Source organism: Sphaerisporangium siamense, from assembly GCF_014205275.1.
Classification (GTDB): domain Bacteria; phylum Actinomycetota; class Actinomycetes; order Streptosporangiales; family Streptosporangiaceae; genus Sphaerisporangium; species Sphaerisporangium siamense.
The window spans coordinates 4,416,811-4,435,331 of the sequence record NZ_JACHND010000001.1 but is presented as its reverse complement, the minus strand read 5'-3'; the positions used below and the strand labels follow the sequence as shown (position 1 = coordinate 4,435,331).

At 69.3% G+C, this 18,521-nt stretch carries 22 protein-coding genes; all 22 read right to left on the bottom strand.

Translation table 11 applies throughout. From position 1 onward, the window contains the following. Positions 1-2: 2 nt before the first annotated feature. The 22 genes from BJ982_RS20555 to BJ982_RS20450 all read right to left on the bottom strand — a co-directional run bounded on the left by BJ982_RS20555 (position 3) and on the right by BJ982_RS20450 (position 18,506). Complete coding sequence (locus tag BJ982_RS20555) at positions 3-401, bottom strand: hypothetical protein (protein WP_184882457.1); 399 nt, start codon at positions 399-401, stop codon at positions 3-5. 10 nt (positions 402-411) lie between these two features. Then, on the bottom strand, positions 412-897 hold the full coding sequence (locus BJ982_RS20550) for a phage tail tube protein (RefSeq protein WP_184882456.1): 486 nt from the start codon (positions 895-897) through the stop codon (positions 412-414). Continuing rightward, entirely contained in the window at positions 897-1,133 is a 237-nt protein-coding gene (locus BJ982_RS20545; RefSeq protein ID WP_184882455.1) for a hypothetical protein, read from the bottom strand. The genes BJ982_RS20550 and BJ982_RS20545 overlap by 1 nt, the downstream gene beginning before the upstream one ends. Positions 1,134-1,141: 8 nt before the next feature. Continuing rightward, the gene (locus BJ982_RS20540; protein ID WP_184882454.1) at positions 1,142-1,648 is read right to left on the bottom strand and encodes a hypothetical protein; all 507 of its coding nucleotides are present in this window, start codon (positions 1,646-1,648) and stop codon (positions 1,142-1,144) included. A 15-nt stretch (positions 1,649-1,663) separates the two neighbouring features. Continuing rightward, on the bottom strand, positions 1,664-1,951 hold the full coding sequence (locus BJ982_RS20535; protein ID WP_184882452.1) for a hypothetical protein: 288 nt from the start codon (positions 1,949-1,951) through the stop codon (positions 1,664-1,666). A 9-nt stretch (positions 1,952-1,960) separates the two neighbouring features. Beyond that, on the bottom strand, positions 1,961-3,781 hold the full coding sequence (locus tag BJ982_RS20530; protein ID WP_184882450.1) for a hypothetical protein: 1,821 nt from the start codon (positions 3,779-3,781) through the stop codon (positions 1,961-1,963). A gap of 130 nt (positions 3,782-3,911) precedes the next feature. Continuing rightward, positions 3,912-4,391 (bottom strand): HK97 gp10 family phage protein, encoded by a 480-nt coding sequence (locus BJ982_RS20525; RefSeq protein WP_184882448.1) that lies wholly within the window; start codon positions 4,389-4,391, stop codon positions 3,912-3,914. After that, the gene (locus BJ982_RS20520) at positions 4,391-4,750 is read right to left on the bottom strand and encodes a hypothetical protein (protein ID WP_184882446.1); all 360 of its coding nucleotides are present in this window, start codon (positions 4,748-4,750) and stop codon (positions 4,391-4,393) included. Before BJ982_RS20520 ends, BJ982_RS20525 begins: the two co-directional genes overlap by 1 nt. A gap of 86 nt (positions 4,751-4,836) precedes the next feature. Further along, positions 4,837-5,838, bottom strand: a complete 1,002-nt coding sequence (locus tag BJ982_RS20515; RefSeq protein WP_184882444.1) for a MotB domain-containing protein — start codon at positions 5,836-5,838, stop codon at positions 4,837-4,839. 8 nt (positions 5,839-5,846) lie between these two features. After that, entirely contained in the window at positions 5,847-7,655 is a 1,809-nt protein-coding gene (locus BJ982_RS20510) for a hypothetical protein (RefSeq protein WP_184882442.1), read from the bottom strand. A gap of 3 nt (positions 7,656-7,658) precedes the next feature. Beyond that, entirely contained in the window at positions 7,659-7,964 is a 306-nt protein-coding gene (locus BJ982_RS20505; RefSeq protein WP_184882440.1) for a hypothetical protein, read from the bottom strand. Between the two features lie 13 nt (positions 7,965-7,977). Then, positions 7,978-8,601 carry a hypothetical protein gene (locus BJ982_RS20500; protein ID WP_184882438.1) on the bottom strand — a complete coding sequence of 208 codons (624 nt, stop codon included), beginning with the start codon at positions 8,599-8,601 and terminating at the stop codon, positions 7,978-7,980. A gap of 12 nt (positions 8,602-8,613) precedes the next feature. Further along, positions 8,614-8,898, bottom strand: a complete 285-nt coding sequence (locus BJ982_RS20495; protein ID WP_184882436.1) for a hypothetical protein — start codon at positions 8,896-8,898, stop codon at positions 8,614-8,616. Continuing rightward, the gene (locus tag BJ982_RS20490; RefSeq protein ID WP_184882433.1) at positions 8,895-9,305 is read right to left on the bottom strand and encodes a hypothetical protein; all 411 of its coding nucleotides are present in this window, start codon (positions 9,303-9,305) and stop codon (positions 8,895-8,897) included. The genes BJ982_RS20495 and BJ982_RS20490 overlap by 4 nt, the downstream gene beginning before the upstream one ends. 32 nt (positions 9,306-9,337) lie before the next feature. After that, positions 9,338-11,947 carry a phage major capsid protein gene (locus BJ982_RS20485; protein ID WP_221482352.1) on the bottom strand — a complete coding sequence of 870 codons (2,610 nt, stop codon included), beginning with the start codon at positions 11,945-11,947 and terminating at the stop codon, positions 9,338-9,340. After that, positions 11,944-12,324, bottom strand: a complete 381-nt coding sequence (locus BJ982_RS20480; protein WP_184882431.1) for a hypothetical protein — start codon at positions 12,322-12,324, stop codon at positions 11,944-11,946. The genes BJ982_RS20485 and BJ982_RS20480 overlap by 4 nt, the downstream gene beginning before the upstream one ends. Continuing rightward, positions 12,311-13,768: a hypothetical protein gene (locus tag BJ982_RS20475; protein ID WP_184882429.1), complete on the bottom strand. Its 1,458-nt coding sequence runs from the start codon at positions 13,766-13,768 to the stop codon at positions 12,311-12,313. The genes BJ982_RS20480 and BJ982_RS20475 overlap by 14 nt, the downstream gene beginning before the upstream one ends. Before the next feature lie 46 nt (positions 13,769-13,814). Beyond that, the gene (locus BJ982_RS20470) at positions 13,815-14,066 is read right to left on the bottom strand and encodes a hypothetical protein (protein WP_184882427.1); all 252 of its coding nucleotides are present in this window, start codon (positions 14,064-14,066) and stop codon (positions 13,815-13,817) included. Positions 14,067-14,086: 20 nt separating this feature from the next. After that, positions 14,087-15,883: a terminase large subunit gene (locus tag BJ982_RS20465; protein ID WP_184882425.1), complete on the bottom strand. Its 1,797-nt coding sequence runs from the start codon at positions 15,881-15,883 to the stop codon at positions 14,087-14,089. Further along, on the bottom strand, positions 15,855-16,322 hold the full coding sequence (locus BJ982_RS20460; protein ID WP_203959388.1) for a phage terminase small subunit P27 family: 468 nt from the start codon (positions 16,320-16,322) through the stop codon (positions 15,855-15,857). The genes BJ982_RS20465 and BJ982_RS20460 overlap by 29 nt, the downstream gene beginning before the upstream one ends. A gap of 757 nt (positions 16,323-17,079) precedes the next feature. Further along, positions 17,080-17,835, bottom strand: coding sequence for a hypothetical protein (locus BJ982_RS20455; protein WP_184882423.1), 756 nt, complete (start codon positions 17,833-17,835; stop codon positions 17,080-17,082). Between the two features lie 41 nt (positions 17,836-17,876). Next, on the bottom strand, positions 17,877-18,506 hold the full coding sequence (locus tag BJ982_RS20450) for a hypothetical protein (RefSeq protein WP_184882421.1): 630 nt from the start codon (positions 18,504-18,506) through the stop codon (positions 17,877-17,879). Positions 18,507-18,521 lie beyond the last annotated feature (15 nt).

The following is an 18,521-nucleotide window of genomic DNA, read 5'->3' as shown; positions in this document are numbered from 1 at the left end:
AGCTAGTCCTCGCTCTGGGCGGGATCGAAATCCTCTTCGATCTCGACTTTGGCGTCCTCACTCATCCCGGATTGCTTGATCGCGGCCTCGGTGAGGGCGTTGAGGATCCACGCGGGCATCTTGCGGATCTTCAGTAGGTCGGACTTCTCGAAGAACGGTGAGAAGTCCTCCTTCACCACCGTCAGCAGCACGAGCTTGGACGCGGCGTCCCTGCGATCCACCCTCTGCTTGTTCCCGACGGTGACCATCTGGGCGTTCTGCCACACCTGCGCCTCATCGGCGGTCATGCCGCGCACCCGCATGGTGCCGCGGTACTTGCCGTCCGGGTCGACGAGCCGCACGTCGTCGTAGGGGATCTCACTGGAGACCTCCCACAGGTCGTCCTTGGAGAGGAAAGTCAAGGTCAGCTCCTTACGGGATCGTGACGTCTTCGGCGGGCGTGGAGGTGATCGCGAAGGAGATCTCCAACTTCGCCGGTTCGGTGGCCGTGCCGCCGTACTGCTTGCCGACCGTCTTGACCCTGATCGGGAAGACGTCCATCTTTCGACCGGCCGTGTCTCCGCCGCCGAGGCGGACGACGAACCCCGTCGTGCCGCGCGGCAGCAGGGTCCGGGCATCATTACCGGTCGGGTCGGCGTAGATGGTCAGCGAGGAGTCGTCCGCCTTCACCGGCCCGGCGACCTGGGCGATGAACACCGAGTTGCCGTCGGGGGCCTCGATGGTGTCGCCGGTGGTCGTCCACCCGGAGGAGTCGGCGACCTCCCCCGTGAGGTCGGTGCCGGCGTTGAGTTCGAGCCGGGTGGGCGCGCTCTTGTTGCTGATCGCCGGAACGAAGTACCACTTGTTGACTGCGACGCTCCAGTAGCGGGTCACCGCGGCGAGCGGGGTTGCTGGCATCAGTCATCTCCTCTGCTGGTGGTGCGGCGACGCCGCGGCGTCTGGTCGGGGTCCTTCAATGCGGAAGCCCCGGCGTCTGCCGGGGCTTCGTCCTGCGGGTCGTCTTCGGGAGGTGGGGGCGGAGGGTCGGTGCGCTCCCATCCGGCCCGCTGGTGGTGCGGCACCGCCGACTCGGGCACCTCGATGACCCGCTGGCCGTCGTCGATCCGCGGATGCTTGATCCACGCCGTTTCCATCACCCCTCCTAGCTGGACGCGCCGATGATGACGACGTCGTAGGTCACCGGCGTGCCGCCGCTGGAGTTGACGAAGTCGATGAGGTCGCCGGTGCCTGCCGTGACCACCACGCCCGCCGCTGATGGAGCCATCCACAGGAACACCCCGCCCGGGTGCACGGCGATGTTCGAGGACACGGCGCTGAACAGCGGCACACCGTTGGTCGCCGGGCGCTGCACGTTAACGTTGTTGGTGTTGCCGCCTGCCGCGACGACCAGCAGGCCCTTGATCCTGGCGAGGGTGAACGCGGCTCCGAACGGGTCGGTGAGCCCGCCGCCCGCCAGGTCCAGCGTGTCGGTCGCGCTCGCCGTGATGGTGCGGGTGTCGTGCCACACCTTGTCCGCCTGGCCGGCCCCCGACCCTTGCGTGAGGGGGATCTGGGCGCTCTTGTCCAGCACCGAGGCGGCGGTGGACAGGTCCAGCGGGCTGGTCAGGTTGCTGACCAGCCGAAAGTAGAGCGACGCATCGAACGCCATGGCGGATCCTTCCGGTCAGGTGATGACGACGGGCCCGGCGTACATCACGGGCTGCTCGGTGGTGCCGGTGACCCGGACCCACATCTGGTATGTGCCATCGGCCAGGGCGAGCGTGGTGCCCGGGCCGATGAGGATCCGCGCGTCCGCGCCCGCCGGAGTGACGTTGGCCCACCCCGCGGGCTTCCAGTCGCCGGAGGTCGGCTCGGCTGTCTGGACGCAGGCGACCTCAACGGTCTCAGTGCCGGCCACGCCCTCGACGAAGCTGTAGATGTACTCCTTGGACAGCGAGGAGATCGGATCCAAGGTGGCCTCCTATCGCGTGCGGGGCGGTCCGGCGGAGTAGCGGCGGGAGGGTGTGCCGGCCGACCCCCCTCTCCGGAGCGGCCCAGTTGACCACCTTCGGCGGGGTGACCAGGCCGGACCGAAGTTGCGTTCCATGACTCCGGCCAGGATGTCGGCCGCCGCAGCAGCTTCGGCCAGCGCCTTGAACGACACCGAAGAGCTGATCAGCGTGTCGGCCGCGACTGCGCTCTGACTGACGTTGACGCCTGCGGTGCCGGCCAACGCGTCAACAGCGGTACCGCTCTGTGCCAGGGCCGGCGTGGTCGATGCGGTCAGGCCGTCGGTTGCCATAGCCGCGTCGCCGGCGCTTTTCGCGACTCCTGCGAGGATCGTTTCGGCCGCCGCCCCCGCCTCAGCGATCGACAGGACCACCACTTCGGCGAGGCTCTGAACTGATGCCGCCGATTCGATGATCGCAACACTGGCGGTGACCGCCAGCAGCTCAGCAGCCGTTGCCCCATCGGAGATAGACGGCGAGATCGCTAGCGAGATGGATTCGGTGCCAGCGCCGGACTCCGCAAGGCTGGCCAGCGTCACATTGTCGGGGACGTTGATCGTCCACGCCTGCCAGTCGCTCCAGTTGACAGAGTCGCGGATGAAATTCGCAGTGCCTGTAGCACCCGCAGGAGCATTGCGCGTGGCAAGGAAGAACTTGGTGGTGAATCCGCTGAACGTATCGATCCGTTCAGTGAATCCGGCTGTCGCGTTGAAGTTCCCTGCCGAATTGAGTTCGCGGGCGGCGATAATCCGCAGCTCGGTGCTGGGAACGGATGGCGAGGTGGACGGCGTTGTGAAGGTCAACGTGCTGGCGTTACTCTTCACGTGGTCGGAGGTGACCGCGCCACCGGAGGATCCGAAGATCCGCATGACCACTGACGACGCCTCGTTGTTCGACACGGTCACCGTGTAGGTGGACGGTTCGCTCCCCCCGGCGGTCTTTTTCCAGATCGTCATGCCGCCGAATGTCGAGCCCACCGACCAGGTGTCTCCCCCCACCTTCGACCAGGCCGAGCCGCCGGTAATCGAATCCGCTGAGGTGTCACCGTTGTTGGTGAGGATCGCCGCGATGAGCACGTCCCCGAGATTGGTCCCAGCGGGCTTGGCCACCGTATGAGTGGTGGAGGATCCCGAGGAAATGCCGGTCACGTATCCCTGGAACACCGATTCGCTAGGAGCCACCGACAGGCCGTCACTCGCCGCACCCGCATCGTTAAGGCTCTTGGTAGTGGGACCGGAAGGGACGTTGACCGTGAATCCGAGGTACTTGACCAGGGCGTTCGCCGAGGTGAAGTTCTGCGTGCCGGTCGCGCCGCCGCTCGACAGCGTTCGCGTCGCGCACGACTGCGGCGCGTACTGGCTGCCCGATGTGACATCCGATCGCTCGGTGAAGCCAGCCGGAGGCGTGAAGGACGTCGCCGAGCCGTTGCCGCTGGACGCGCCGGCGAAGCGGAGCTCGAAGTCGTTGCTGCCGTTCGGGGTCGTCGACGGGGTGGGGATGCTGGTCGTGCTGGTCGTGCCGCCGGTGTGCGCGACGACCGGTGTGCCCGCGCCCGGGTCCTGGAGGCACACGACGGTGGCCGTGCCGTCGGCACCGGAGTTCTGCGTCAGCCCGTAGCTGGTGGGCTCGCTTGCGCCGGCGAGTTTCCACCAGATCTTCATTCCGGCGTCGGTGTTGGTCGGCCACTGCGCCGAGTCCAGCAACTGCCAGGTGGCTCCGCCGCTCGGGGTGCCCATCTCCGCGAGGCTGCCGATGTCGGCGGCGTGGCAGAGCACCAGCATGTCGCCCTGCACGGTGCCAGTGGGCTTGGAGACTGCGAAGGTGGCCGCGGTGCCGGATGACGCCTGTGACACGCTGCGGAAGGACGGCAACGGCACCCCCAGCCCGTGTCAGGCGTACGGCGAGGCTTGCTGCCTCAGCGGCTCAGCGGAACCCGGCCTTTCGGGCCGCAGCGTCGACGACGTCCTTCAGCTCCCGGTCGACCTCCGCGAAGTGCGGACGGGCACCCTTGGCCAGGAACGGCCGGGCGGTCTGATTCACCCAGCGGTCACGGATGCGCGCGTCCGGGCGCTCGACGCCGAACACGACCTTGCGCTCACGCGGCCAGAACACCGGGTGCCGGAAGGTGCCCGGCTGGCCGCCGTTCTCGAAGGGGCGGGCGTGCGGCGCCTGGTTCTTGTTCACCACGATCGCGATGCCGGGGTTGCGCTTGGACAGGCCGATCTGCAGGCGCGTCGCCCGCGGGATCCGCGTCGACCAGGACGCCTGGAACCGCACACTGAACAGGGCGGCCTGGCCGATGCCTTTCAGCTTGGGCCGCAGGTCCTGGCGGATGTCCGTGGGCATCTTGCCGAGCTGCTTGATGAACAGGCGCAGCTCGGCGGTGCCGTCGACGTCGGCCATCAGCGCAGCGTCGCGCGGAAGGTCAGCTCGTAGTTCACCACAGCCACGACCGCGTCATCGTCATCCCCGCCGTCGAGCTCTCCGGAGGTGACCCCGGCGAACATGACCTCGGGCAGGATCCGGAAGCTCGGGTCCGCGGCGAGCAGCTGCTCCAGCACCGTGCCGATCTGCACGGCGCGACCGTCGGCCTCCTCCTGCTTGCCGCCGGGGATCCGCGTGTAGACGTGCGCGGTGACCGTGAGCGTCTCCTGGCGGGCCAGCACCTGCCCCATCGCAGCCGGCTCGTGGCCGAACCTCGCCGCGCCAAGGTACACGTGCTCGCGTTCGATCCGCCCAGGTGGGCCGTAGCTGACCCGCACACCGCTCACCTGTGGCTCTGCGGCGAAGCGTCGCGTGAGCTGTTCGAATAGCGCTCGCTTCACCGCTGCGGCGGACGTCCCACGCATCACCGGACACCTCCATGAAACAGCGAGTAGTGCTGGGGATCGAAGTTCAGCGGCCGGGAGGCGGGACGGCCGCTCCGTCCCCCGGACTGCCCGTCCCCCTGTCCACCCCGCGCGTACCGCAGGTAGGCGGCATCCACGTCGGGGATTCCCGTCCGGGACGCCCCCGCCGTGTCCAGTTCGTACACCCCGCCCTCGGCCGCCTGGAATGACGTGGCCCGGTCGGGGATACCGCTGCGCGGGGCGGTCAGCAGCCAGCGGAACCGCTGCAGGGCCGCGCGCCGTATTTCGGCCGGCGGCGCGTCGGAGCCGTACTCGTATTCCAGCACGACGTTGCGCACGCCCTCGGTCCAGATGCCGCCGTCGGTGCGGCGCAGCATGCCGTCCCGTGTCACGGCCAGCGCGGCCAGCTGTCCCGTGGTGAGTGGCGTGAAGGCGAACCCCACGCGAGGGGCGATCCGGGCCGAGCGCACAGTCCGCACGCCGCGCAGCATGCTGCCCGCGACCAGTTCGTCACCGCCGTCCGGCAGCAGGAGGTCGCTGGTGCCCGAGCCGTCCAGTGTGATCAGCCGGTAGCGGGGGACGAATGCGCGTCCGCAGATGGCCTCGCACTCGGCCTCGGTGTCCTGCCGCGCCGCCGCCATGGCGGCCGTCGGATAACGGGTGGTGTCGGCCAGCGACTCATCTGAGGCGCGAGCCTCCGCCAGAGTGAAGAAGAACCCGCCGACGACCTCGACCGGCTCCTCGGCGCTCACGGCCGTGCCGCCGATCGTCGCCGCCCACGCCGCAGTGAGCCGGGCCAGCTGTGCCTGCCCCGGCAAGGTGTACTGGTAGGTGCCCGTGTCCGGCCCTGAGGAGGTGGCGGTCCCGGTGGTGACGACGGCGCCGGTAGCGTCCGTCACGGTAACGGTCACCGGCGTCGAGGAGTCCGCCGGGGTCTCCCCCAGATAGAACGTCCGCTGCAAGGTCGCCGACGCGGTACGCAGCACCCGGGTCGCGGTCATGTGCCCCCTTAGGTTTCCAGGCCCGACACCACTGTGCCGGCCTCCTCCATGCTGGCCAGGACCGTCACACCCGCATCCAGGCCCGGACGCACCACAGCACCGCTGCTGAACGCCTCCAGGAACACCTTCAGCGCCGCCCCCACGAGCGCGTCGGCGCCTACCCCACCGTCGCCCAGCAGGACCGGCATCCGGGCGCCGAGCGCTTCCCCTGCGGATCCGCTGTCGCCGAGCGGCGTGGCAGCCGCAATGGCCGCGAGTTCCGCCATCACCGCCGCGTCCAGGAGCGGCACCTGCGCGGAGGCGATCATCGCCTCAGCACTGGTACCCGCATCCGGCAACACGGGCGCGGTGCCGAGCGAGGCCGCGTCCACCGCCGAGCCCATATCGGTGAGCAGGAGCGTCGTGATGACCGAGGGTGCGTCGGTCGCGGCCCCGGCCTCGGGCAGGGTGGTGACCGAGGAGGCCGTCAGCGTCTCGGCGGCTGTCACGCCGTCGGTCAGAGGCTTCGGCGTTCCCGTGCTCGCGTCGTCGGCCGCGGTGGCGCCATCGCTCAGTGTCGCCGTTGCGCTGGCCGTGAGGCTCTCGGCACCCGCCGCCGACAGGTGCAGCACCGCCGCCGCGGCGACCGCCAGGCCCTCGCCACCAGTTGCGGCGTCGGCGAGGGGCTTCGGCGTCCCGGTCGAGGAGTCGTCCCCGGCCGCGCCCATGTCGGCGAGCGGTACGGCCGCGGAGGCGGCCAGAGCCTCGCCCACCGTGCCGAGGTCGCCAACCGGCGCGGCCACCGCTGGTGTGAGGAGCTCGCCCGCCGAAGCGGTGTCTGCGACGGCTCCGGCGGCCTGGAGCGTCAGCGCCTCGGCTGAGGTGCCCGCGTCGGAAAGCCCTGTGATGCCGGTTGCCCCGACAGCGTCCGCGGCTGCGGCAGTGTCCGGCAGTCCGGTCACCCTGGCCACCGTGGCGGCGTCGTCGGCGCCGCCGGTGTCGGCCAGGGCCGTGGAGACGGCCGCCGTCAGGAGATCGCCCGCGGAGCCCACGTCGCCGGGCGAGGCCGCTGCCGCCGCGGACAGTGCCTCGGTGGTGTTGCCCGTGTCCTCGGGCGCGTTGGATGCCGAGACGGGCAACACCTCAGCGGCCGAACCACTGTCCGCCAGCGGTTTGGCGGTGGAGGCGGTGCCAAGGACTTCCAGCGCGATGATCGCGTACTTCTGTCCGGACGGCGCGCTCAGGCCCGTGGTCTTCGCTCCGGCGGTCCCCGAGTCCGGCCAGTAGGCCGAGTAGGCGGTGTACTGGCCGGACGACAGCTGGTAGACCCGCTCCAGTCCGTTGGCCAAGGTCGGCGTGATCGTGTTGATCGTGCGCCAGACCCTTGAGGTACCGGATGTGGCGCTCCAGTCGGCCGAGATGACCACGATCGCGGAGTTGTCCTGCGTCGTGGTCAACGCCAGCGACGGCGCACCGGAGGAGACGTTGGTCTTGCTGCTCACGCCGAACCCGTCGGAGTCGCGGAACCGCGACATCGACAGGCCCCACTGGTTCAGCGCGTTGGACGCCGTCACGGTGACGCTCATCGTCTTGTCGGCGTCCACGGTCGCCGTCCAGGCGTACACCGTGCAGTACTGGCTCACCGCGACCGACTGCTGCAACGTCCACGTCAGCGACCCGCCAGAGATGCCGGTCAGCGTGGTCCCGGCGTCGGCCGTGACCGCTACGACGACCAGCCGGTCACCTGCCAGGGCGCCGATCGAGGAGGAGACCTTGCTGGTGGTCAGGGTCGTCCACGAGGGCCCTTCGACCTCGTCGACGAACGTCGGCGCGGCCACCGGCTAGTCCAGCCCGGTCACACCGGCGAGATCATTCCATTGCGCGTTGATCGTGAATTGGATGTCGGAGTCCGATGAGCCGCTGGTGACGGCGGCGTTCGACGCCACGGCCCATGCGAAGCGCTCGACCCAGCGAGGGCTTTCGAGCAGCACGCTGGTCGCCAGGGCCTGCCGCTTGGTGTAGACCGCGTCGGACAGGCTCGCCTTGTCCTCGCCGGCGATCTGGACGGCCGCCGTGGCGATCCCTACTTTGATCTTCAGTTGGAAGTTGGCGTCGGCGGCCAGCGCGGCCTGGTCGAGGTAGGCCATGCTCCCCTCCCGCTTAGGTGAAGGTCAGGGTGGCCGTGGCCGTCCAGGTCTGGCCGGACGCCTTGGTGCCCTGCGCGATACCGGCTTTCCTGTTGAACAGCGTCGCGCCCACGGTAGTGCCGCCCGCCGCCGTGCCCGAGGTGATGTCGAGCCCGAACTCATTCCAGGCGAAGTTGCCGTCGGCCGTGCCGAACGTGGCCGCGAAGCTCAACGTCCTGGTGCCGAGCGTGCCCGCGCCGGACACCGGCTGGAAGTAGCGGTTCGAGGCGCCCGCCGCCGCGGCGAGGTCGGTGTCGGTGTACGCCTCGGCCGTGTTGGAGTTGCCCACGCCGATGCGCACGTGCGTGGCGTCCAGGGCCTGCGTGCCGCCCTGGTTGGTCAGCAGGTTCATCAGGCGCGTCCAGCCGTTGTTGGTGATGAGGTTGCCCATCACCTCCGAGGTGGCGTACGGCCTAACTCCGAGCCGGGCGAAGTCGGCGCCCGCCGGCGCAGCCAGGCCCGAGCGGCGCCGAACCCAGGTTGTCTGCTCGGCGTCCCATCGCTCGACCAGCCAGCGTGTGGTGCCATGGAGTGCGTCGGTCAGCGCGGTGCCCACGCCGACCGCCACTCCTTCGACGGCACGTGCGATGTCGCTCACGTGTTTCCTTCCTCAGCCGATCCTGATGCTGCCGGACACAGCCCCGGAGACGATCTGGACGTAGATGCCGTTCGTGGTCAACAAGCCGGCTCCGTACAGCTCGCGGGCCGACCCGTTCGCCGCGAGCGTGATCTCCTCCAGGACCGTGCCTGAGGCCGCGGAGGCGTGGTCGAAGATCCGCACCACGGCCGTGGCGCCGGCGGTCTCGCGGACGGTGAACCCGCGGTAGATGGCCGGGGTCGCGCTGACGGGCTGGTCGGAGCCGGTCAGCGGGACTGGGCGGACCAGCGCCATCATCGGGCCTGCGCGTACACCTGGACGGTGCCGGCGGGCATCGCCAGCCCCGACGCGGTGACGAGCTTCTCGACGGTGAGGTGGTCCCCGGCCGCGATGTTCAGGTCCGCGGCCGTGGCGGACAGGGTCATGGACTCTGGCACCAGGGCCGAGCTGTTGGTGGCGGCGTAGGAGCGGGTGGCCGGCTGCGCGGTGCCGGAGGCGTCGGCCTTGCGGTTGCGCAGGGTGAGGGTGAAGTAGTTGGTGCCGTTGGCGGTGACGGCCCCCTTGGGGATCCACCGCACGGCGGTGATCTTCATGTTGAACGGGGCGATGATCCCCGTGAACTCATCCGGTGTGGCGGCGGTCGACTGGCCGGGGACGGGGATCGGGAAGATCAGGTCGCCGCTGAGCTCCTTGAGCTGCGTCACGATGTGCTCCTGGTGGTCGTGATGGTCGAAGGTCAGGCGACGCCGTAGCCGGCGTACAGGCCGCGGTGGTCCAGGATCGTGCCGGAGTAGATGTGGCGGATCTTCAGCGTCATCTTGTCGGCGTTGAACATCGACCCTGAGGTGGCGTCGGCCTGCGTGAACAGCTCCGGGTCCTGGCGGCCGAGGTAGAAGCCGATCTCCAAGGTCGGCACGGCCTGCGGGTCGGCCGACAGGAACCAGTCCGAGGGGTCGGTCAGGAACGACAGCACGAGAAACTCCATGCTCTGGTGCAGGTTCGGCGCCGTGCGCGACAGCTCGGCGTCGGTGGTGGCGGCGCCGACCGACACCGCGGAGGTCACCAGCGTCCAGGCGAGCTCCTCCAGCGCGGAGGGGACGATGAGCAGGCGCGGAGTGTTGTCGAGGACCTCGTTGGGGTCGCCGTAGGCGACCTGCTCGCGCATCCGCCTGCGGGCGACGGTGAGCGCGGACTGCGACAGCACCGAGGTGGTGATGTTGTTGCCGTGGCTGGCGTGGAACAGCGCGGTGCCGTCGTAGGTGCAGGTCGCGTTGGTGGACAGGAAGCCCCAGACGAACCGGAGCAGGGTCTGCGCCGCCGCCCGGCCGAGCTTGGTGGGGATCTGGGAGATCTTCCGCACGTCGTCGTTGGCGATCATCTCCAGGGTCAGATCCTCCGTGCCACCCTTCTTGTTGATCGCGTAGGTGGCCTCCTCGTCCCCGGGAGAGGTGAGGGGCTGGTACGGCGCGCCTTCGTTGACGACCGGCAGGGATCCGTAGCCGCCGATCCGGCCGATCCGCTGGGTGCGGAAGTCGTTCACCGGCACGATGCTGGAGACGACCCGCCGCCAGGACTGCAGGTTCGGCAGCTGGTACATCGCCATCATGCGCCGGGTGATCGAGTCGCCGAGCACCTGCGCCCACGAGCCGGAGTCGAGCGACTCCTCGGCCCGGAATCCCGAGTCGAAGCCGCCGCCGAAGGACTCGCGGAGCATCGTGCGCGAGAAGTCCTCGTCCCAGCTCTTCGGCTGGCGGCCGGTGATTTCGACGAACGCCTGCCGGAAGCTGTTGAAGCCCTCGGAGAAGTTCCCCGAGAAGAACGAGTCCAGCGCCGCGACCTTCTTGTCGCGGTCCTCCTGTGTCACCTTCACCGTCACCGTCGGGGTGAGGGAGGCGCGCTCCAGGATCGCCAGGCCCGACTTCACCGTGGCGATCTGCGCGTCCACCGCGCTCTCGGTCACCATGTCGGGCAGGGCCGCGGCGACCGCCTCGACCGCCGAGGCGGGCAGGCCGGCGTCCTCGACCTTGGACCGGATGAGTAGCTGCCCGAGGAAGCTGCCCTTGGGCTGGGCGACCTCGACGGCCTTCTGCTCCTCCTGCTTGGGCGGCGCGGGCGGCGTGGGCGTGGTGGTCTCGGTGGTGGCGGCCTTGGCCAGGCCGACCGCCGCGAGCTCCTCGTCGGTCGCGTCCTTGAACGCGGCGAGGATTTCCTCCTTGGTTGCGGGCACGGGTGCCTCCTTTGCTTCGTCGGGCTCCGCGCCCGTTTCGGTGGGGTCGACGTTCGCGACGACCCGCGACGCCTTGCCTCCGGCCGCCGGGTCCGAGACCAGGTCGACCGAGTTGACCTTCGTGATGGCGGTGGCTTCCTGCAGCTGCACGCCGTTCTCGGTGACCGATTTGAACGTCGCGTAGACGTCGTGGCTGAGACCGATGAGCGGGTCCAGGCCCTCGGCCTGACCGGCGAGCGCGGCATCAAGGGCCTCGGCGGCGTGCGTGGCGGACGGGAGCAGGTGCAGGTCGGCGTACAGGCCATCGTCGGCCGCCTCGACGGACCGGTACGCTCCGACCAAACCGACGATCGTGCCGCTCTTGAGCTCGGCCAGGTCCCGGTGCCGGTCGTACGCCTTCGCACCCTCGTACCGAGCGGCGGCTGCCGCCAGCACGGCCTGCGGGTAGCGTCGGCCGTTCTTGGAGTCGCCCGCCTCGATCATCCGCACCCGGTAAATCCGCCCGCCGTCCGGCGTGCTGCCCTTGGCCTCGATGACCCGGGCGTCGGCGCGGGCCGCGACACGGTCGGTCTCCACGAGCTCGGCCGCGCCGTCGTCCGGCTCGGCGGCGGGCGCGCCGGCGGGCGAGGGAGCGTAGGTGCGGACCACCTTGACCGGGTCGCCGAGCGTCACCTCGCCGGCGGCGTCGATCATGTAGTCGCACTGGTACAGGTCGTCATCCCCGGCTGCGTACACCACGGCGGTCGTGGTGAGGTCGGAGATGTACACCCAGACGTAGACGTCGGAGCCGAGCGCCGAGCGCAGCCGCTCGCGCAGGGCCCGGCGGACGAGCTCGCGGATGTCGTCGAACGACCGGGCGCCGTCGATCATCGCTTCGGTCGCGGGTCGTTCCGGCGCCGACGTCGACTCGGTGACCCGGACGACGCTCATGACGGTCTGACCGCAGGTCGGGCACACCGGCATGCTGGCGGGGAAGTTGCTGCCATGGAACGCGGCGGTTGCCGCCTCCTGGTTGCACTGCCCACAGACCCCCGGCCCGCCGCACCGGGCGACGAGCTGCGGGCTGGGCTCGATGGGCGGGCCAGCGCCGATCCAATGACCGTGCGTCGTGTACGTCACAGCAGTTCCTCCAGCCGGGTGATCAGGCTCTTGCGCGGGCTCGGCCGGGATTCCTCGGCCTCCAGTGCGGCCCGCGCACGCCCGGCGTCCTCACCGACCCAGGTCATGACCTGCTCGACGGTGCCGTCCGGCACCTGTTCGGGTGCGTCGTCCTGGCCGTCGGCATCCGGACCCCCGATGTCCGGTTCCGTCAGCTCGGCCCGGCGCAGGTGGGCGTTGTCGGCGTGGTCGTCGAGGGCGTAGTAGCCGTCATCGCCGATGAGGCGGCGCGCGCCGCTGGCCATCAGCGCCACGGCGCCGTCCTGGGTGTCGGTGACGGAGTTAACCTCGCGCGGCGCGACGCCCATCGCGCGGGCGGCTTCCTCACGCGTCGTCATTCGCTGCTCCTCCCACGACCGCGAGGCGGCCTAGTTTCGGGCTCTTGGCGTCGTCCACCGCCGTGGCGATGTCACCGGGGTTGGCGTCCGGTGTGCCGAGGTCGGCCGAGTAGGGGACGCCGACGAAGTCCTCCCACGCCTTCCTCGCGGCGACGCCGGCGGCCTCGCGGGTCAGCACGCCGGATGCCACGAGCTTCTCCAGGCCGGTGGACAGGTTGAGCAGGACGTTGGCCGTCAGCTCGGCATCGGCCGCGGCCACCTCGGGCCCGGTCACCGTCACCGCCATGGCCGCCGGGATCTGGTAGGTCTCTCCCGTGCGCGGGTCGGACGCCTGCACCGTGCGCGGGAGCCGGCGCGCGGCCACGGCCCGGTCCACCGCGTACCGCGTCAGCTCGGTCTGGTAGCCCAGCCACTGCCGCTGGACACCCTGCACGCGCCGGCGCACCGGCTCGGCCATGGTCAGCGAGGTGGCGCGGTTGGCGTCCTCCGGCTCGGCCAGCCACGTCTTGGCGAGCCCGGCACCCGCCGACACCAGGGTGAGCACGTTGCGCGCGGCGTTGGTGTCCTCGTAGCTGCCGGTGTTGGCGGTCTTGGCCTCCCAGGTGACCGACTCGTTGTGCACCTCGACCGACCCCGACCGGGGCACGTGGGTGCCACCCCGGGCGGCGATGAACTCATCCACCTCGGTCTGGCCGCCGCTCACGGTGACGTCCCACACCAGGTAGCGACCGAGCGCGGTGCGGTCGATCAGGTTGGACAGGACGTTGTCGTAGCTGTCCAGCCAGTCGAGGATCGGCATCATGAACGGCATGCTGCGCCGGTCGGTGATCAACGTCTTGAACGGCGTCCACCATTGCGCCGCCCCGTCGCGCAGCCCGGTGCCGTCGTCGACCGCGGCAACCTTCAGCCGCTTCTCGGTGCCGTCCGCCAGGCCGATCACGACCTCGTCGGGCCACAGCGGGTTGCCCGCCACGAGGGTCACGTCCGTGACGCCGGTGGTGTCCACCGGCGAGTACCGCACCACGCCCGAGGTCTGGCCGCGCATGAGCTCCAGGAGCGTCTCCCCCATGATCAGCTGATCGCGCAGGAAGATCTCCTGAATGCCCGCGAGGTTGTTGCGCGGGTCGCTCCAGAACTCCTCGACCACGCCGCGGACCGCGGGGTTGTTCGCCTGGAAGGTGACGCCCTTGTCCCCCACGCAGAACGCGGTGTAGGTGTCGATCACGGCCCGCGCCATGGGGTTGGTGCGGTAGGCCGCCACCGAGTACTGGCGGGCGCGCTCCTGGGTCCAATACGGCACCTCGCGCCCCGCGGTGCCCGCGCGCCGCCATCCGTAATCGCCGTCGACCGGGTCTGTGCCGTACCCGCCCGAGGCCCCCGATGCCACCAGCTGTGCCGGGGTGGCTTCGACCGCGCGCCGCGGCGGCACGAAGATCGACCTCATCGCGGCCTCACGAGCCTGTCAGGGGTTCCGGCGCGGGTCACGGGGTTCAGGCCGCCTTCGCGGTAGCCCGGCGCGGAAGGTCAGGCTCAGCCTGACCTCGAATCGGCTCGGCGGCCTGCGCGCTGATCCCGGCCAGGTAGGCGACCCCGAGCGCCTCCACTCCGCCCACAAGGACCGCCCACCACGCCGACCCCGTCAGCCCGCCGACCGCCACGGCGATGGCGGCCAGGCCGAGCAGGCCCACCAGGTTGGAGGCCGTGCCGAGGGAGATCCGCGGCAGGCGGAAAGACACGATCATCGGGGGTCCTCCTCAGATGGTCAGATGGTCAGCCGCTCCGACGGCCTCCACAGGTTGCGGTCATCGCCCGGCGGCGGGGCCGGCGCGGTCGCCGGCGGCGCCTTCTCGGCCTCCTGTACGGCCATGGCTTCCTTCAGCGCGTTCATCAGGGCCGAGACGCCGTCGATCTTGTCTCCGCTGTTGGCCTTGTCCGGCTTCACGTTCCCCGAGGAGTCGCTGACCACGGCGAGGTTGTCGACCATCCACCGCATGACCGGGTTCCCGCCGTGTAGCAACCGGCCGCCCTTGACCAGGCGCAGCGTGCTCTTCAGCGGCTCGTTCATGGACGCGATGCCCTGTGAGATGGGCACGCACGTCAAGCCGCCGTCCCCGAGCCGGCGCACCACATCGGTGGCGCCCCACCGGTCATAGCCCACCGTCACGACCCGGAACTTCTGGGCGTCCTCGTCGATCTGCTTGACGATCGCGTCATTGTCGATCACGTTGCCCGGGGTCAGCTTCAACCAGCCCTCACGGGCCCAGACCTCAGCCGAGCCGGCGGTTCGCTTGTTCAAGACCTTCAACTGGTCCTCGGGAAGCCAGAACCGCCACACCACCTGGTAGGAGTCCCCGCCCGCCTCCGGGAAGACCCAGCACAAGGCCGTGATGTCCTCGACATTGCTGAGGTCCAGGCCGCCGTGCGCCCTCCGGCCGGCCAGGGCCGCCTCATCGACCAGTCCCGCCGAGGTGTCCCAGTCCGACAGAGCGATGTACTTGGTGACCTGCTTGGTCCGGATCCCCAGATGCAGCCGCAGGTACGTCGCGAGCGCCGCCGGGTCCTGGCGAGCCTCGCTCGCCTTGGTCTCCAGGTACTCCTGGGTCGGCGAGATCCCGAACCCGGGGTTGGCCCGCCGCATCGCCTCGGTGCCGAACGGGTCCAGTCCGAGCTCGCGCAGATGCTCCTCGGACTCGGCCGCGGCGAACACCACGCCGTAGGTGGCCGGATGCTTGATGACGCGCCGCGCGAGCTCCTCGATGCGCTTGCGCGTCCGCGCGTAGATGGTGTTCGGCTTGCCGTCGTCCGCCGTGGTGATCTTCGCGACGAGCGGCTGCTCACGTGAGCCGGTGCCCGTCTCGATCGCCTCGACCAGCTCCGGCGACTTGTGCAGGTGGAGCTCGTCGACCACCGCGCCGTGGATGTTCGCGCCGTGCTGGGCATCGGCCGCCGAAGACACCACGGCGAAGTACGACCCAGTCGCCTTATGAATGATCTTCTTGGCGAGGGCCTTCACGTATGGCTTCAGCGCCGGCGACCGCTCCGCGATCTGCTTGATCGGGGCGAACACGAAGTTCGCCTGATCCGCCGTCGTCGCCGCCGCGACCACCTGGGCACCCTGCTCGCCATCGGCCGCCGTCAGATAGATCGCGATCCCGCCGCACGTCGTCGTCTTCCCGTTCTTGCGGGGCACCTCGACGTACAGCACCCGGACGACCCGCACCCACCGCCGGGCCCGATTCCGCTTCACCCACCCGAAAACCGGCGCCAGGATGTAGGCCACCTGCCAGGGATCCGGATTCAGCGGCCGGCCCGCCCACTGGCCCTGGGTGTGCCGCAACCGGCGGAACGCGGCGATCACCTTGTCGACGCGCTCGCCGTCGAACCGCGCCGTGGCCAGTAGCTCGCCGGGCTCGGGTGTCTTGAACAGCGGAGGGCAGGTCGGGAGCGGGATGCCCCTCGTGATCAGGTAGTGCGCGACCTCGGGCGACAGCTTGAGCCGCTTCAGCTCCTCCTGCGGCGGAAGCTGGACCTCAGGCGAACGGGTTGTCTTCCTCGCCATCGTCCGCCTCCGGGGTGCTCAGGCGGTTCTCAGCGGACGGCGTGAACCCGAACTCGGCGCACCAGCTCCTGAGTTCCTTCGACGCGGCCTCGATCACCGCGACCGCCGGATGCCGCACCCGGCCCTGGCTGTTCCTGCCGAGCACCGACCCGCCGTCGGCGAGCATCTCCTTCTGCGCGCGCACCAGCCGGTCCCACGTCAGCACGTACGCCGTGAGCGCGGCCCGGTCCACCGGCTTGGTGAGCTGGAGCCGCGCGAGCTCCGGCACCACCCGCTCCCACTCCGCTCGCGCCTCCTCAGGCAACCAGTCCGGCGCATCCGGAGGCAGGCGCACGAACCCCGGCGACGGCTTCACCGACCGGCCGCCCGAGTCCCGGCCCGGCGCGCGGCCCTCGATCAGCTTCAGCGCCGGCGGCTTGGGCTTGGGAGCGGCCATCATCAGCTCCTCACGATCAAGAGGGGGCTCCGGAGTTGAGCCGCAAAAAATGCACCTAGGGCGCGGTCATGGCATAGGGCCTCTGACCTGGGAAAGTACCCCGGGGGGCCTCTGACCTGCGGAAACGCGGTCAGGTGGGCCGTGTTCCTTTCCTCGCGTTGCAGGAGACGCACAGCACGGTGAGCGGACCGTCCTCACGCCCGCCTGCGGCCACGGCTGTGATGTGGTCGGCGGTGAGGTCGCGTGCTGGGTGGGCGGGCACGCCGTATCCGGGGCACCAGTTTCCGTAGCGGGCGCGCCATGCCCGTACGGTCGCAGCTCTGCGCATCTGGTCTGCGCTGAGTCCTGGCCGGCGCTGAGCCCGGGCTCGCATGCGGCAGGCGTTGCACGTGCCCGTTCCCCTGTGCAGATGGTGGCATTCAGGGCAGCGCGAGGAGGGCTTGGTGGGCAAGCCGCGCCCCCTAAGACGCGAAAAGCCCGGTTTGACCGGGCTTCACAGACACCTCTCCTGACACGAATTATGCGGCTGAAAATGTTCCAAGGTCAACACGGCCGCGCATCACCACGGCGTGTGCCACCTGCAGCGCCGTCGCATCATAAGTTGGGCAGGGTCGACCGCGCGTGCCTGTTCGTCTGCTCCCACATGGCTTGATCCCGAGGACGGCGATCATCGCACGGATCTCCTCCGGGCACATGTGCGGATCGAGTTGCTCGGCAGCCTCAGCGACGGTCCAGGCGTCCACAGGTCCATCCTGAGCCATCAGTCCTTCGAGGACCGCCCATACGCCAGGTAGAGCCCCGTGACAGCCACTGCAAGGGCCAGCGAAGTCATGGCGCTGTCCAGGATCGGATGAACCTTCGAGTCCAAGGCGACAGCATAGGGAATCGGAATCGTCATGCCCCAGAAGACGGCAAGGCAGAGTGCCCACCCGAGGCTCACGGCCTGTTCTTCGGTTTCTGCGGGTAGCTCGTCGACAACCTCCTCAATCGCTTGCCGTAGCTCTGGCGTAGTGAGGATCTCCTCGGCTGCTTTCCCTATGACGTCTGCATCCGCCTGGTTCACTACCTCGACAAATGACCGGGCTTCAGGTGGCGGTCCCGGATTTTGAGTCATCAGCCGGTAGGCACCGGTGAGGTCTGGCAAGTCCAGGGGGGGAGGTACCGGTAGCGCGGGTCCGAATTTTGCATAATCCGGTCCGGCAGGTCCAAGCTTTGCAAAGGCTGTTCCGGCGCGACCTAGTTGCCCGAGATCCGGCATCGCAAGCCGCGTCTTCTGCAAGGCTTCGCCGATTTCCCGAATCTGACGAAACATCTCAGAGCTGCCGATCGCCTGAGCAAGGGACTTCACCGCCTGCTCGTTGACTTCCGCGAGTTGGCGTCCAATCTGCCCCATGACAGCCTGGACACTCGGCTGGATCGCCTGAGCTACATGCTTCCCCACGGCCTGAAGAGCAGCACGCTGGGCAGGCGAAAGGTTGCTGTAGTCGCCGTCATCAGCAAAATCAGCGATCGACATATCGGGCATTGTAGCCCCATAAGCCTACCTCGGCCTGCCGTTCACGCGGCAGCTTTGTAGTAGATGGTGCGCCCGTCGGCCCATGCCACGACAGCGTCACCATTGATGTAGTTCTTGTCGACCATGCCCTTCGGCCGGTTGCCGTTGGAGTCGGTGCACTTGGCGTTCATGCAGGCGACGCGACCGGACTGCGTGGCCAGCCGCAACGAGTACGTTTTGCAGTACGGGCAGCCGGGCGGCAGGTCCCCGCGGGGCACGCGGATCGGGATCCATGTCTCGGACTCCCCGATGTCGCGGATCTCCTGGCTCTGCTCGATCCAGCCCTCCAGGCGGCGGCGAGCGTCCCGGGCGACATCCTCAGGTACCCCGTACACGAGCTTGACGATCGCGTCGAGCGCCGCCGTGGTGTTGCCGTCGGATCCGCCGCGCTCGCCGGTGTGGCCGGTGACGCGGTAGCGGAGGTCCTGCTCCAGCTGCCGTACGCCCGCGTGGATCGTCATCAGCACAGGGCCGGCCTCGGGGTGCCAGGGTGCCGGCGACCCGGTGATCTTGTGGTGCTGGACGGATCCCCGGGTGGCGTCAGCGACCTGCTCGGGCAGCAACTCGCGCAGTTGGTCGATGAGGGGTTTCAGTTCGGCGACGAAGCCGGACACCTCCTCGGCAGGGGTCATGAATCGAGACTAAGG